The organism is Pseudomonas sp. BC42, assembly GCF_021560055.1.
In the GTDB taxonomy this organism is placed as follows: Bacteria; Pseudomonadota; Gammaproteobacteria; order Pseudomonadales; family Pseudomonadaceae; genus Aquipseudomonas.
The window spans coordinates 1,013,836-1,028,405 of sequence record NZ_CP091067.1; the positions used below are offsets into that span (position 1 = coordinate 1,013,836).

General features: G+C 63.0%; 15 protein-coding genes. 6 read left to right on the forward strand and 9 right to left on the reverse strand.

Annotated elements, in window-relative coordinates; all coding sequences use genetic code 11:
- Positions 1-10: 10 nt before the first annotated feature.
- The 4 genes from L1O02_RS04755 to dksA form a co-directional block, all read right to left on the reverse strand.
- Entirely contained in the window at positions 11-2,965 is a 2,955-nt protein-coding gene (locus L1O02_RS04755; protein ID WP_161799193.1) for a sensor histidine kinase, read from the reverse strand.
- Entirely contained in the window at positions 2,949-3,125 is a 177-nt protein-coding gene (locus L1O02_RS04760; RefSeq protein WP_003176118.1) for a hypothetical protein, read from the reverse strand. Before L1O02_RS04760 ends, L1O02_RS04755 begins: the two co-directional genes overlap by 17 nt.
- 77 nt (positions 3,126-3,202) lie before the next feature.
- Positions 3,203-4,099: a tRNA glutamyl-Q(34) synthetase GluQRS gene (gene gluQRS, locus L1O02_RS04765; RefSeq protein WP_108546545.1), complete on the reverse strand. Its 897-nt coding sequence runs from the start codon at positions 4,097-4,099 to the stop codon at positions 3,203-3,205.
- 139 nt (positions 4,100-4,238) lie between these two features.
- Positions 4,239-4,679, reverse strand: a complete 441-nt coding sequence (dksA, locus tag L1O02_RS04770) for an RNA polymerase-binding protein DksA (protein WP_011063504.1) — start codon at positions 4,677-4,679, stop codon at positions 4,239-4,241.
- Between the two features lie 342 nt (positions 4,680-5,021).
- Here dksA and L1O02_RS04775 point away from each other — a divergent pair, with 342 nt between their 5' ends.
- Positions 5,022-6,194, forward strand: coding sequence for a pyridoxal phosphate-dependent aminotransferase (locus tag L1O02_RS04775; RefSeq protein WP_108546544.1), 1,173 nt, complete (start codon positions 5,022-5,024; stop codon positions 6,192-6,194).
- A complete protein-coding gene (sfsA, locus tag L1O02_RS04780) occupies positions 6,194-6,907 on the forward strand; it encodes a DNA/RNA nuclease SfsA (RefSeq protein WP_108546543.1) in 714 nt (237 codons plus the stop codon). Before L1O02_RS04775 ends, sfsA begins: the two co-directional genes overlap by 1 nt.
- On the opposite strand, the gene L1O02_RS04785 is transcribed toward sfsA, so the two are convergent.
- Positions 6,904-7,221, reverse strand: a complete 318-nt coding sequence (locus tag L1O02_RS04785) for a Rieske 2Fe-2S domain-containing protein (protein ID WP_060841122.1) — start codon at positions 7,219-7,221, stop codon at positions 6,904-6,906. The genes sfsA and L1O02_RS04785 overlap by 4 nt on opposite strands.
- 219 nt (positions 7,222-7,440) lie before the next feature.
- Between L1O02_RS04785 and L1O02_RS04790 the strand changes: the two genes are divergently transcribed.
- The 4 genes from L1O02_RS04790 to L1O02_RS04805 are packed head-to-tail and all read left to right on the forward strand — an operon-like array spanning position 7,441 to position 11,005.
- Positions 7,441-8,316 carry an ABC transporter substrate-binding protein gene (locus L1O02_RS04790; protein ID WP_108546542.1) on the forward strand — a complete coding sequence of 292 codons (876 nt, stop codon included), beginning with the start codon at positions 7,441-7,443 and terminating at the stop codon, positions 8,314-8,316.
- 50 nt (positions 8,317-8,366) lie between these two features.
- Positions 8,367-9,350, forward strand: a complete 984-nt coding sequence (locus L1O02_RS04795; protein ID WP_181321660.1) for an iron ABC transporter permease — start codon at positions 8,367-8,369, stop codon at positions 9,348-9,350.
- On the forward strand, positions 9,350-10,117 hold the full coding sequence (locus L1O02_RS04800) for a heme ABC transporter ATP-binding protein (RefSeq protein WP_060841119.1): 768 nt from the start codon (positions 9,350-9,352) through the stop codon (positions 10,115-10,117). The genes L1O02_RS04795 and L1O02_RS04800 overlap by 1 nt, the downstream gene beginning before the upstream one ends.
- A gap of 21 nt (positions 10,118-10,138) precedes the next feature.
- A complete protein-coding gene (locus L1O02_RS04805; protein WP_108546540.1) occupies positions 10,139-11,005 on the forward strand; it encodes a ChaN family lipoprotein in 867 nt (288 codons plus the stop codon).
- 229 nt (positions 11,006-11,234) lie between these two features.
- On the opposite strand, the gene L1O02_RS04810 is transcribed toward L1O02_RS04805, so the two are convergent.
- The 4 genes from L1O02_RS04810 to L1O02_RS04825 form a co-directional block, all read right to left on the reverse strand.
- A complete protein-coding gene (locus L1O02_RS04810) occupies positions 11,235-12,041 on the reverse strand; it encodes a cyclic nucleotide-binding domain-containing protein (RefSeq protein ID WP_060841117.1) in 807 nt (268 codons plus the stop codon).
- Between the two features lie 13 nt (positions 12,042-12,054).
- Entirely contained in the window at positions 12,055-12,327 is a 273-nt protein-coding gene (locus L1O02_RS04815; protein ID WP_016964849.1) for a TfoX/Sxy family protein, read from the reverse strand.
- A 230-nt stretch (positions 12,328-12,557) separates the two neighbouring features.
- Positions 12,558-12,902: a pentapeptide repeat-containing protein gene (locus tag L1O02_RS04820; protein ID WP_060841116.1), complete on the reverse strand. Its 345-nt coding sequence runs from the start codon at positions 12,900-12,902 to the stop codon at positions 12,558-12,560.
- Positions 12,903-12,994: 92 nt separating this feature from the next.
- Positions 12,995-14,551, reverse strand: a complete 1,557-nt coding sequence (locus L1O02_RS04825) for a bifunctional aminoglycoside phosphotransferase/ATP-binding protein (protein WP_108546539.1) — start codon at positions 14,549-14,551, stop codon at positions 12,995-12,997.
- Between the last annotated feature and the right edge of the window lie 19 nt (positions 14,552-14,570).

The following is a 14,570-nucleotide window of genomic DNA, read 5'->3' on the forward strand; positions in this document are numbered from 1 at the left end:
CTCGACGGTCTCAGTTCACAGCGGACGTCGCTTCGACATGACGCGGCAAGGTCACCCGGATACGGGTGCCGCGCTGGCTTTGTAGATCGGCCGGGCTGTCGATGGTGATTTGTCCATAATGCTCTTCAACGATGGAATAGACCAGTGCAAGGCCCAGTCCGGTGCCTTCTCCAGGGTCCTTGGTGGTGAAAAACGGTTCGAACAACCGGTCCATGATGTTCTTGGGAATGCCGCTGCCTTCGTCCTCCACGATCAGGTCGACCGTGTGCTCGAAAGCCTCGCTCTTGACGCGTACCGCGCTGCCGGGAGGGGAGGCGTCGCGGGCGTTGGAAAGCAGGTTGATCAGCACCTGGGCGAGGCGCTGAGGATCGCCATCGACCCAGTGGTCGGGATCGCACAGATTGAAGAACTGCACTTCGAAATTGCGTCGGTTCAGGGCCAGCAGGCCAATGGCATCCTGAGCGACTTCGGCCAGGCACACGGCTTCGTCGTTGTGCTGGTGGCTGCCGGCGTGGGCGAAGCTCATCAACGACTGCACGATGCGCGAGATGCGTTTGGTCTGTTCGAGAATCTGCTCGCTGATCTCCGTCAGTTCGCCGTCCTCCTCGCGCTCTTCCCGCAGGTTCTGCGCCAGGCAGGCAATGCCGGTGATCGGGTTGCCGATCTCGTGAGCGACCCCGGCGGCCAGGCGCCCGATGCTGGCCAGGCGCTCGGAGTGCACCAGTTTGTCTTCCAGGGTCTGGGTTTCGGTGAGGTCTTCCACCAGCAGCACCAGGCCGCTGTTGCCCGGGGCCAGGGGCTCGTCGATGGCCGCCTTGTGCAGGTTCAGCCAGCGGGTCTGGCCATCGAGGGCCAGGTGCTGCTTGTGCAAGTGTTCGTCCGGCAGATTGATGAAGCCTTGCAGCAAATCCTTCCATGGGTTGGCGATGGTGCTCAGGCGCGACCCCACCACGTGTTGCGCAGGAATGCCGGTCAGTTCCTCCATGGCCTTGTTCCACATCAGGATTTCTTGGTCCTTGGCCAGGGAGCAGACACCCATCGGCAGTTCCTGCAGGGTTTGCCGGTGGTAGCGACGCAGGGCATCGAGTTCGGCTGCCAGGCCGGTCAGGCGCGAGTGATAGTCCTCCAGCCGGCTTTCGATGAAGTGGATGTCCTCGGTGACGTAGTTTTCTCCGCCAGCCTTGTAGGGCAGGAAGGTCTCCACCATGTCCTGGGCAACACTTGGTCCCATCAGCCCCGAGAGGTTGGCTTCGATGCGGTCCCGCAGGCGCCGCAAGGCGTAAGGCCGACGCTCGTCGAAGGGCAGGTAGAGGTCGCGCAGGGCCTGTTCCACTTCCTTTTGCGCGGCCTTGGCTCCCAGCGGCTTGGCCAGTTGGGTGGCGAACTCCTGGGGCGAGGCGGCATGCAGTTCCCGTCGTTGCGGGCGCCGCACGTTGTCCACGGCGCAGGCTTCGGCGGCGCTGGCTTCCTCGCTACTGGCGTTGGTGAACAGCGAGATCAGGGTGAACATCAGCACGTTGGCGGCCAGCGAAGCGATGGCTGCCATGTGCCAGCTGGTGTCGTCGAGGACGTAGATCATGTTCAGCAGCGGGATATAGAAACCCTGCAGGTTGCCGATCAACGGCAGCAGCATGGTCACCAGCCACACCAGGATCCCGGCCAGTAGCCCGGCGATGAAACCACGCCGGTTGGCGGTCGGCCAGTACAGCACCGACAGCACGCCCGGCAGAAATTGCAGGGTGGCGACGAAGGCGACGATTCCCAGATTGGCCAGGTCCTGCTCGGCCCCCAGCAGCAGATAGAAGGCATAGCCGGCCATGATGATGGCGACGATCAGGGCGCGGCGGGTCCATTTCAGCCAGCGATAGATGTTGCCTTCCGCCGGCGGCTGATAGAGCGGCAGCACCAGATGGTTCAGGGCCATCCCCGACAAGGCCAGGGTGGTGACGATGATCAGGCCGCTGGCGGCGGAAAGGCCGCCGACATAGGCCAGCAGGGCCAGGGCCGGGCTGTTGGCGGCAATGCCGATGCCCAGGGTGAAGTATTCCGGATTGGTGGTGGCGCCGAGTTTGAGTCCGGCCCAGAGAATCAGCGGCACCGCCAGGCTCATCAGCAGCAGGAACAGCGGCAGGCCCCAACTGGCGCTGACCAGGGCTCGGGGGTTGAGGTTTTCGGTAAAGGTCATGTGGTACATGTGCGGCATGACGATGGCCGAGGCGAAGAACACCAGTAGCAGAGTGCGCCATGGACCTTCTTGCAGGGGCGTGTGCAGCGCAGCGAGGGCGGTCTGGTTCTGCAGCAGCCAGAGCTCCAGCTGTTGCGGCCCATCGAAGACCCCGTACAACGCATAGAGGCCGACGCCGCCGATGGCGATCAGTTTGATCACCGATTCAAAGGCGATGGCGAACACCAGGCCTTCGTGCTTTTCCCGGGTCGCGATGTGCCGGGAGCCGAAGAAAATCGTGAACAGGGTGATCAGCGCGCAGAAGCTCAGCGCCACGCGGTGCTGCACCGGCTCATGGGTGAGGATGCCGATGGAGTCGGCCACCGCCTGGATCTGCAGGGCCAGCAGGGGCAGGACCCCCACCAGCATGAAGATGGTGGTCAGGGCGCCGGCCCAGGTGCTGCGAAAACGGAAGGCGAACAGATCCGCCAGGGATGACAGCTGGTAGGTGCGAGTGATCTTGAGGATCGGATAGAGCAGCACCGGCGCCAGCAGGAAGGCACCGGACACCCCCAGGTAGCTGGAGAGAAAGCCGTAGCCGTATTGATAGGCCAGGCCCACTGTGCCGTAGAAGGCCCAGGCGCTGGCATAGACCCCCAGCGACAGGGTGTAGGTCAACGGGTGGCGAATGATCGAGCGCGGAATCATGCCGCGCTCACTGATCCAGGCCACCCCGAACAGCACCAGCAAGTAGGCGGCGCTGATCAGGATCATCTGGGTCAGGCTAAAGCTCATCGGCATCTTTTTGGCTCTGCAGGATGAAGGTCACGACGATCAGAATCAGCCAGAGCAGATACGGGCGATACCAGGCGCCAGTAGCATCGATCCACCAATCCATGATGGCGGGGGAAAACAGATAGATCCCCACTACCAGGAGCAGGACCAAGCGATAGATGTACATCTCGGCCTCTCTTTATTGTGTGCGTGCCCGAAAACGTGCGGCGATGGTAACGGATGGGCGCCAGGCTGCAAGGGGCGTCAGCTCAATTGCGCTTCCGGCAGGCTCGGCGTGCGGGGAATCAAGCTGGCATCCCAGTGCGCGATGCCCCAGCGCATGATCTCGGCCACGCTGGCATCGGCCAGTTCGCTTGGCGGTTTCTGCCCCAGGGCCCGCAGCGCCCGCAACAGTAAGGGCGGCGCCTGATCTTCGGTCAGTGGCGGCGAGCGGTAGGACTTGCCCAGTTTGTGGCCGTCCGGCTGAGTGATCAGTGGCACATGCAGGTAGCGCGGCTGGGACAGCCCCAGCAACTCCTGCAGGTACAACTGACGCGGTGTGGAGTCCAGCAGGTCCGAACCGCGGACGATGTCGGTGACGCCTTGCCACGCATCATCCAGCACCACGGCCAATTGATAAGCATAGAGGCCATCCCGGCGCTGGATCACGAAGTCCCCCACATCCCGGCCCAGGTGCTGGTGGTACTCGCCCTGGACCCGGTCGGTGAAGCGGTACTCCAGCTCCGGCACGCGCAGGCGGATCGCTGCATGCTCCCGGGCATGGCCGAGGTTGCGACACAGGCCCGGGTAGATGCCGTGGTAGGGCTCCAGCTGTTTGCGTGAGCAGGTGCAGGCATAGGCCAGCCCCTGGTTGAACAAGCGATTGAGAACCTCGGCATAGGCCGCGTGGCGCTCGCTCTGACGGACCATGTCGCCGTCCCATTCGAAGCCGTAGCTTTCCAGGGCCTTGAGGATCGCCGCCTGGGCGCCGGGTTCTTCCCGGGGCGGGTCGAGGTCTTCCATGCGCACCAGCCAGCGGCCGCCGACGGCGCGGGCATCCAGGTAGGACGCCAGGGCCGCCACCAGCGAACCGAAGTGCAGGTAGCCACTGGGGGTGGGGGCGAAGCGCCCGATGTACGAGGAGGATGTGCAGGCAGTCATGGAGCGGATGTTACTTCGTCTGGCCCCCGGGCGACGATGTCTTCGGGGGGAGCGCTTTCGCGAGCGGGCTCGCTCCTGCAGGGAGCGGCGGAAACGAAAACGGAGCGTGGGTACGCTCCGTTTCAGGTTCAGTCGGCGATTATTTGCCGACCTGTTTTTCCTTGATTTCCGCCAGGGTCTTGCAGTCGACGCACATGTCGGCGGTTGGGCGGGCTTCCAGACGGCGAATGCCAATCTCGACGCCGCAGGATTCGCACCAGCCGTATTCTTCGTCTTCGATCAGTTGCAGGGTCTTGTCGATCTTCTTGATCAACTTGCGCTCGCGATCACGGGCGCGCAGTTCAAGGCTGAACTCTTCTTCCTGGCTGGCACGGTCAGCCGGATCGGGGAAGTTGGCCGCTTCGTCTTTCATGTGATCAACAGTGCGGTCGACTTCCTGCATCAAGTCCTGTTTCCACTTGTTCAGGATCTTGGTGAAGTGTTCGCGCATGGGCTTGCCCATGTACTCTTCGCCCGCAGTTTCAACATAAGGTTCAAAACCGCTGATCGATTGAATCTGTTGCTTTGCTTGGGTGGGCATGAATGGACCGCCTCTACTCTTGTAATCCATTGCGCAGGATTGCTCCATCTCCGACACTTGCCGGCCCTGCGGCTGCAAGCGGGCGAACTTACCAGATCAAACCAGAGCGCGCTACTCCCGGTTGTCGAGCCTATGTCGTGTATCGCTCATGGATACGGGAAAAGTCTGACACGGCCTGTTGAACGGTTCGTTCAATCATTGATTTTAGTCAAATCTGCGGGTTCTGTTGGCGCCGGTTGGCTAAGGTAGCAGACCGCGTGAACGGCTCCGGGTTCTCCCTGGCTTCTCTGGATGGGTAGAATCGGACTTTTTGCTTCCCCACCTTGTAATGAAGGAAGGCTAATGGCTCTGCCCTACAGTGCGCGCAGTCGCGCTATCGAACCTTTCCATGTCATGGCCCTGCTGGCTCGCGCCAATGAGCTGCAAGCGGCGGGACACGATGTGATTCACCTGGAGATCGGCGAGCCGGACTTCACCACCGCCGAACCGATCATCAAGGCCGGGCAGGCCGCGCTGAGTGCTGGCAAGACCCGCTACACCGCGGCCCGGGGCATTCCCGAGCTACGCGGGGCCATCTCCGGGTTCTACCAGCAGCGTTATGGCCTGGATATCGATCCCGAGCGGATCATGATCACCCCCGGAGGCTCCGGCGCCCTGTTGCTGGCCAGCAGCCTGTTGGTCGACCCGGGCAAGCACTGGCTGCTGGCAGACCCGGGTTATCCGTGCAACCGGCATTTTTTGCGCCTGGTGGAAGGCGCCGCGCAACTGGTGCCGGTAGGTCCGGACGTGCGTTATCAACTGACGCCGGATCTGGTGGAGCGCTATTGGGACCACGACAGTGTCGGAGCCCTGGTGGCGTCTCCGGCGAACCCCACCGGGACCATTCTCAGTCGCGATGAGCTGGCGGGCCTGTCCGCGGCGATCAAGGCGCGCAATGGGCATCTGGTGGTGGATGAGATCTATCACGGCCTGACCTACGGCACGGACGCTGCCAGTGTTCTGGAAGTCGATGACAGTGCGTTTGTGCTGAACAGTTTTTCCAAGTATTTCGGCATGACCGGCTGGCGCCTGGGGTGGCTGGTGGCACCACCGGCGGCGGTGGGCGAGTTGGAGAAGCTGGCGCAGAACCTCTACATCAGTGCACCCAGCATGGCCCAGTACGCGGCCCTGGCCTGTTTCGAGCCGGAAACCATCAGCCTGCTGGAGGAGCGTCGCGCCGAGTTCGGGCGCCGTCGGGACTTTCTGCTCCCGGCCTTGCGCGAGCTGGGCTTCGGTATTGCCGTGGAGCCGGAAGGAGCGTTCTACCTGTACGCCGACATCAGCGCCTTTGGTGGGGATGCCTTTGCCTTCTGTCGGCACTTCCTGGAAACCGAGCACCTGGCCTTCACTCCGGGTCTGGATTTTGGACGTCATCAGGCCGGTCACCATGTGCGCTTTGCCTACACCCAGAACCTGGCGCGCCTGCAAGAAGCCGTGGCGCGCATCGCCCGTGGCCTGCAGAGCTGGCAAGGCTGATGCGCTTCGATCCGGCCCTGGAGGAAGGGCGTCTGTTGCGGCGCTACAAGCGTTTCCTGGCGGACATCGAAACCGCAACCGGCGAGTTGCTGACCATCCACTGTCCCAATACCGGCTCGATGTTCAATTGCATGGTCGAGGGCGGGCAGGTGTGGTTCAGCCGCTCCAATGATCCCAAGCGCAAGCTGCCGGGAACCTGGGAAATCAGTGAAACCCCGCAGGGGCGACTGGCCTGCGTCAATACCGGACGGGCCAATGGCCTGGTCGAGGAGGCGCTGCGCGCCGGGCTGATCAGCGAGTTGCAGGGCTTTACCGGCCTTAAGCGCGAGGTGCCCTATGGGCAGGAGAACAGCCGCATCGATTTTCGCCTGGATTACCCTCATGGCCCGGCCTATGTCGAGGTCAAGAGCGTCACCCTGGGATTCGACGGTTCGCCAGTGGCGGCGTTTCCCGATGCGGTGACCCAGCGCGGTGCCAAGCACTTGCGTGAGCTGGCGAGCCTGGCCCGGGAGGGGGTACGGGCGGTGTTGCTGTACTGCGTCAATCTGTCGGGCATCGAAGCCGTGCGTCCGGCCGAGGAGATTGATCCGGGTTATGCCGCCGCATTGCGTGAAGCGGTGGCGGCCGGTGTCGAGGTACTGGCGTACGGCGTGCGCCTGACCGCGCAGGAAGTCTGTATCGACCGGCGCCTGGACGTGCGGTTGCAGGGCTAGATATCGACCCAGATACCCTGGCTGTCTTCCCGGCAGCCGATGGCCTGCAGAAACTGGCCGGCGCAAGGGCCGGCCACGCACTCGCCGCTTTCAATCAGAAACAGTGCGCCATGGGTGGCGCACTGGATCAGGCTGGCGCTGGGGTCGAGAAACTGCTCGGGCTGCCACTCTAGGGGAACGCCGCGGTGCGGGCAGCGGTTGGCATAAACGTAAGCCTGGCCTGCTCGACGCACGGCAAACAACTTCAAGCCCTCTAACTGGAAACCGCGGCTGCCGGCCTCGGCCAGCTCAGTCCCGGCGCAAAGAAATTTCATGGCTATCCTCTTGGTCCTAAGGCTCTGGGCCCGGGCTGTCACAGTTCTTGGCCGACGCCAGGATGAAACATGTCGGCGCTTGACGGCTAAATGAAAACAATTATCAAATGGCCGCCTCGCCCGGCACGGCGTGCTTGCTCCTTTCGATGCCAGCTCTGTCTGGCATGTCACATGGACAGTCGCTTCGCGGGCCTCACTGCTATCAAAGGAAATCTACTTATGCGCCTGAGTGCCAGCGTCCTCGCGTTCTGGGTCGCACTGCTGGTGAGCCCGTGGGCCGCCGCCGAGGAGTTGCCGCAGCGTTGGGTCAGTGCCGGGGGCGCCTTGTCCGAGTGGGTGGCGGCCCTGGGGGCGGAGCCGAAGCTGGTCGGGGTCGATACCACCAGCCAGCACCCGGAGTCGCTCAAGGCCTTGCCGAGCATCGGCTATCAACGGCAGTTGTCGGCGGAAGGCATTCTCAGTCTGCGCCCGGATATTCTGGTGGGTACTGAAGAGATGGGCCCGCCGCCGGTGCTGGCGCAGATTCGCAGTGCCGGGGTCAAGGTCGAGCTGTTTTCTGCTCAGGCCGACCTGCCGACCCTGCAGCGCACCCTGCGTCAGTTGGGGCAACTCCTGGGGCGCGAGGATCAGGCCGGGCAATTGTTCAGCACCTATCAGCAGCGTCTTGAACAGCAGCGGGCCTGGATCGCACGAGTGCAGGAGCAGCAGGCGGCGCCTGGAGTGCTGTTGCTACTGGGGCACGCGGGAGGCAAACCGCTGATCGCCGGCAAGGACACGGCCGCGGACTGGCTGTTGCAACAGGCCGGCGCGCGCAACCTGGCGACCCATAGCGGTTACAAGCCGTTTTCGGCGGAATCCCTGGCGGGACTGAATCCTCAGGTGCTGGTGTTCTCCGACCGCAGCCTGAGTGGCGATGCGGCCCGCGTTGCGTTGTTCAAGGAAAGTCCGGTGTTGGCCTCCACTGCCGCGGCCAAGGCGGGGCGGGTGGTGGAGTTGGATCCGACCTTGCTGGTGGGCGGCCTGGGGCCGCGTCTGCCGGATAGTCTGAAACGCCTGGCAGCGGCCTTCTATCCTCAGGCCAAGCTGGCCCCATGAACCGCCTGGTCAAACCTAGAACGCTGTTTCTCGGGCTTGGCGCCCTGTGTGTGTTGGCTATCTGGCTGTCCCTGGCGCTGGGGCCGGTCAGCCTGCCCTTGATCGATACCTTGCGTGCTGCCTTGCGCCTGCTCGGGGTACCCATCGATGGGCAGGGGCTGGAGCAGGCAGAGTTGATCCTTGGACAGATCCGCTTGCCACGGACCCTGCTCGGTCTGGCGGTAGGCGGGGTGCTGGCGCTGTCCGGCGTGGCCATGCAGGGGCTGTTTCGCAACCCCTTGGCCGATCCCGGATTGGTGGGTGTATCCAGTGGGGCGGCGTTGGGGGCGGCGATCGCCATTGTCGGCGGCTCGATGTTCGGCGGCGTGCCGGAATCTGTTGCGCCCTACCTGCTCTCGCTCTGTGCCTTTCTCGGCGGGCTCGGGGTAACGGCACTGGTCTATCGCCTGGGCCGGCGCAATGGCCAGACTCACGTGGCGACCATGCTGCTGGCGGGGATCGCCCTGACTGCCCTGGCCAGTTCGGCGGTGGGCTTGTTCACCTACCTGGCCGATGACGCGACCTTGCGTACCTTGACCTTCTGGAACCTCGGCAGTCTCAACGGTGCCAGTTATCAGCGCCTGTGGCCGTTGCTGCTGGTGACGGTGCTGGTGGCCCTGTGGTTGCCCCGCAGGGCCAAGGCGTTGAATGCGCTGCTGCTGGGCGAATCGGAAGCCAGGCACCTGGGCATTGATGTCGAAGGGCTCAAGCGGGAGCTGGTGTTCTGCACCGCCTTGGGCGTGGGTGCCGCGGTGGCTGCGGCAGGCATGATCGGTTTCGTTGGCCTGGTGGTGCCCCATCTGGTGCGTCTGTTGTCGGGACCGGATCACCGAACCCTGCTTCCGGCATCGATCCTGGCGGGGGCCAGTCTGTTGCTGCTGGCCGATCTGGTGGCGCGCCTGGCGCTGGCGCCGGCCGAGTTGCCCATTGGCATCGTCACCGCCTTTATCGGCGCACCGTTCTTTCTCTACCTCTTGCTGCGAGGGCGTGCCTGATGTTGCGAGTCGAGAATCTGCATGTGCGGCGCGGGGGCAAAGAGGTGCTGGTGGGGATCGATCTGCAGCTGCTGCCCGGGCAAGTGCTGGGGGTGCTGGGCCCCAATGGTGCCGGTAAAAGCAGCCTGCTTGGGGCCTTGAGCGGCGAGCTGACGGCGCATCAGGGACGGGTGCTGCTGGATGAGCGGGAGATGGCGCAATGGCAGGGGGCGGCACGGGCGCAACGTCTGGCGGTATTGCCCCAGGCGTCGAGTCTGGATTTTGCCTTTCGGGTCGAGGAAGTGGTGGCGCTGGGGCGCCTGCCCCATCACAGCGGCCGTGCGCAGGATGCACAGATCGTCGACGCTGCCCTGGAGGCAGCCGATGTGGCTCATCTGCGAGGGCGCAGCTACCTGGCGTTGTCGGGGGGCGAACGCCAGCGGGTGCACCTGGCGCGGGTCCTGGCGCAATTGTGGCCAGGACAGGCCGGGCATCATTTGCTGCTGGACGAACCGACTTCGGCCCTCGACCCGTTGCACCAGCACGTCACCTTGCAGGCCATCCGGGCATTTGCCGATCGGGGCGTCGCGGTGCTGATCATTCTCCATGACCTGAATCTGGCGGCGCGTTACTGTGATCGGGTGTTGCTGCTGGAGGGCGGGCACCCCCATTCCCTGGGCGTGCCGGCCGAAGTGCTGCGCCCCGAGCCGCTGAAGGCGGTCTTTGGCCTGGAGGTTCTGGTACAGAAACACCCTGAGCGTGGGCACCCGCTGATCATTGCCCGTTGACCCGTCACCCGGAGAACCTTGATGCGTAGACTGCCGCTTGTGCTGTCAGCCCTGTTGCTCGCGGCCTGTCACGGTAGCCCGGAGCCAGTGCCGCCGCCCGTGGTGCCGGACCCGGGCAGCATCCTTGATCTGCGCACGGGGCAGGCGCTGAGTCCGGAGGAATTGGTCGAGCGCCTGGCGCGAGCGCCCCGGCTGATCGTCGGCGAGCAGCACGACAATGCCGATCATCACGTTTTGCAACTCTGGCTGTTGCGCTCGCTGGCCATGGAACGCCCTCAGGGCAGCCTGTTGCTGGAAATGCTCAATCCCGATCAGCAGCTCCGCGTCGATGAGGTCAAGCGTGAGGCGGCCGGGCAGCGCTTGCCTGATGACCTGATCAAGGCGTTGGCCTGGCAACCGGGTTGGGATTGGGGGCTCTATGGGCCGGTGGTGGGCTATGCCCTGAGACAGCCTTATCCCTTGTTGGCAGCCAATCTGGATCGTCAGGAAATACGCCGGGTCTATACCCAGGCGCCGGTTCTCGGTGGCATGCAGAGCAATGCCTTGTCCGTGACCCAGGCGTTATCGGAGCAGATTCGTCAGTCCCACTGTGGCTTGCTGCCGGAGACCCAGGTGCCGGCAATGTTGGCGGTGCAGCAGCAACGGGATCGGCGCATGGCCGAGCGATTGCTGGCGGCGCCGGTGCCGGCCATGTTGCTGGCGGGGGCCTTTCATGGGCGCCGTGACCTTGGGGTGCCCCTGCACATGGCTGATCTAGACCAGCGTCGGCCAGTCGTGGTGTTGCTCCTGGCGGAGCGGGGGAGCAGGGTGCCCGCTGCCGCGGCGGACTATGTCTGGTACACACCGCCTCAGCCAGCCAAGGATTATTGCGCGCAACTGAAGCCCTGATCGGCGGTACTGTTTCACGGGCAAAAAAAGACCCGGCAAGAGCCGGGTCAAATAACCGTGATTAGCCTGATGAGGAGATAATCTGAGAGTCCGAACCACTGGTCTTCCAGGTTATCGACTGATCTCGCGACCAGTTGTGATAATCATAACGATTCTCATTTCGAAGTCAACCAGGCTTTTTCAGTTCCTGCGCATTTTTGTCAAACGCTCGTTTGGATTCTCGGTGAGGCTATCCCTGGACCTGGCTGTTCAAGGCCATGAGGCGGGTCACTTCCTTGTTCAGCAGGTCAATGCGGCGGGCCATGCTTTCGATCAGGCTGTGGGCAATGCGCGGATTGCTCTGGGTCAGGCTGAGAAAGTGCTCCTTGGGGATCAGCATGATCGTGCTCGGTTCATTTGCAATGACGCTGGCACTGCGCTTTTCTCCGGTGAAGACCGCCATGGCGCCGAAGATTTCATCCTTGGGCACGTCGCCCACTTTGTGCCCGTCGACAAAGGCTTCGGCATGGCCTTCGAGAATCACGAACACGTGATCGGCGTCATCCCCTTGGGTAATCAGTACTTCTCCCGGCTCCACCCGCTTGAAGCCGTTGTTGCTGCGCAACTCCGGCGGCTTCAGGCGGGCTATGGCATCGCAGAGCAGGGCAGTCTGGCCGATCAGGTACTGCAGCAGCCATTCCGAGCGCTGTTCGTCAGCGTAGATATGACGGAACACCTCGGTCCGCAGATAGGGCGTCAGGCTCAGTGGCACATCGCAGCTCAGTTGGCACTGCGGGTGCTCGATGCCTCGACGTAGCCCTACCAGGTCACCTTCATGCAGGTAGAACAGCGGACGCTGTTCAACGCTGGCCTGGATCACGCCCCTGTCCAGCAGGAACAACTGATGTTCGGGCAAGAGTCCCGACAGATCCGCCGCAGGTTCAATTTCCAGCGTTGCGCCGCAGGGAGAAAGGCCCTCCAGCAACTGGGCCGGGATACTTTGCAGTCGGTTGATCAAGGCATCGGCGTAGGCCGGTTGTTCCCCCATCAGATACATAAGGTTCTGCCAGTCAGTTCTTGTGACGCGAGGATATGGCGTCCAATTGCTTGTTCAGCGCCTCCTTGCGTTCGGCCGGAAGCTCGTTCCAGTGCATGTCCATCAACGCGCCTTCGATGGCGTACAGCAGCACTTTCGAGGCCCGAAAACCCCGGGTGCGCACAGCCCTGTATGCGTCCACCGCGCCCAGGCGGCGCAGGTCCGATGCGCTGTGGATGCCCACTGCATGCAGCCACTGTGCCGATGTCTTGCCAAGGTTCTTCAGGTGTTGCAGTTCATCATTCATTAAGCCTCCTGGCGATGGCCGAATGGTGAGTGGGCAGCCTCACAGGAGTGTAGCGCTCAGCAGAAAATGCGCTGTTCGTTGGTCGGGTTTGGCGCAAATGCTTCTAAGGCAGGGCGGTCAAGGCGCGACGGGCAGGTGCATGCGGACCTTGCGCGGGGGGAGGGAAACAGAGGGGATGATCCACAGCCCGGCGCACAGCAGGGCGCCGGACAGAACGATCGCAGGAGACGTTAGCGGGTGTTGTAGCGCAGTCGGGTGCCGAAGTTGACCGACATGAGGATTTCATCGGCTGTCAGTTCGACCGGGAAGTAGGCGCCGGAGATCTGTGCGTGGGCCAGGCTGGCGCCTTCCATGGTGGCATTGCGCAGGTCCAGGCCGCGCAGATCGGCGGAACGGAAGTAGGCGTCAGTGAAGTCGATGCCCTGGGCGTTCAGCTGTCGCAGGTCGAGGCCGCGGAAGTCGCCGCCGCGCATGTCGATGGGGTGATCCTTTGGACGCTCGCGGTTGAAGCCGACGATGTCGTCTTTATGCAGCAGGGCGTAAAGCGGAGTATCCAGAAGTTTCGGTTGGCTCATGGCGACGTCACCAGTGTTGGATTTATGACGCCAGTATAGTGCCACTGTTTTTCAGCCGTGAAGTCTTTGCACTTCACGGCTGAAATTAGTGCTTACAGGCCAGGCAGACGCTGGCGGATGTTGGCAACCAGGGCATCCAGGCTGCCGCTTTCGTTGGTTTCAATGCGCTTGCTGCGCAGCAGTTCTTCGTCGGTCAGGGCCTCGCGAGTGGCTTGCTGGGTCGCAATCACCTCAAGGGTCGCATCGGACGGATCGTTCCGATCGGCCTGGCGTTGCGCCAGCCAGCTCGCAATCACGGCATCTGGCGCATTGCAGTCGATGATCAGGCAAGGCGTGCCGGTGGCTTCGGCGACCTTGGCCGCGGCGTCCCGCTGGGCGCGCTTGAGGTAGGTGGCATCGATCACCACCGGGAAGCCGGCGCGCAGGATGGTTTCGGCGATTTCATGCAGGCGCGCGTAGGTGGCGCTGCTGGCCTCAGCGCTGTAGATGCCGGCGTGGGGATCGTTGGGTACCTGCTGCTCGCCGAACAGACGCTTGCGCTCGACGTCGGAGCGCAGGCGGACGGCGCCCAGGGCTTCCACCAGACGCATGGCCACACGGCTTTTGCCCACCGCCGAGACGCCCGAGGTGATGGCCAGGAAACGCGATGGAATGGTGCTGTAGCTTTCCGCCAGATTGGCGTAGTTGCGGTATTGACGCAGGGTGGTGGCGCGCTGCACGGGAGTGGCCTCGGCAGGCAGGCTGAACAGGCTGACCTTGGCCCGCACCAGGGCGCGATAGGCTTTGTAGAAATTGAGCAGTTCCAGGCCTTGGTAGTCGCCGGTCAGTTCCAGGTACTGGCTGATGAAGCGCCGTGCCAGGCTTTTCAGGCCGCGGTCTTCCAGGTCCATGGCGAGGAAGCCGGTGTCGGCATAGACATCGGTGAAGCGGAAGGGCTCGTTGAATTCGATGCAGTCGAAGATCACCACCTTGCCATCGATCAGGGTGGCGTTGCCCAGGTGGATATCACCGTGGCACTCACGGATGAAGCCTTCGCTCTTGCGTTGCGCCAGCAGCGGCTTGAGGCGCTCGAAGCTGGTTTCCGCCCAGGCTTCCAGGGCTTCCAGTTGCAGCAGGTCGGCCTTGTCGCTGAGAAACGGACGGATCTGTTCGAAATTCTGGCGCACGGGGGCCATCACGCTTTCTGGTGTGCCGGCTTCGTGTGCTGCCGGGACTTTCGGGGCGCTGAGATGGAATTGGGCGATCTGTTGCGCCATTTCGTCAATGTGCGCTGTGGTCAGTTCGCTGTTGGCCTGCAAGGTGCTGAGCAGCTGGCTTTGTGGGAACTGGCGCATTTTCAGGGCGTATTCGATGACCGGACCGCTGCCGCCCAGCTCCGGGGCTTCGGCGCTGCCGGTGATCGGCAGGACTTCCAGGTACAGGTCCTGGGTCAGACGCTGGTTCAGGCGCAGCTCTTCGCCACAGAAGTGCTCGCGGGACTCGAGGCTGGTGAAGTCGAGGAAGCCGAAATTGACCGGCTTCTTCACTTTATAAGCAAAGGGGCCGGTGAGCAGTACCCAGGAGATGTGGGTTTCGATGACCTGAAACCCTTCAACGGGATGAGGATACAGAGCGGGGTTTTGCAGGGCGGCGATCAGTGACTGGCTCACAGGCGATCCTTCAGAGTCG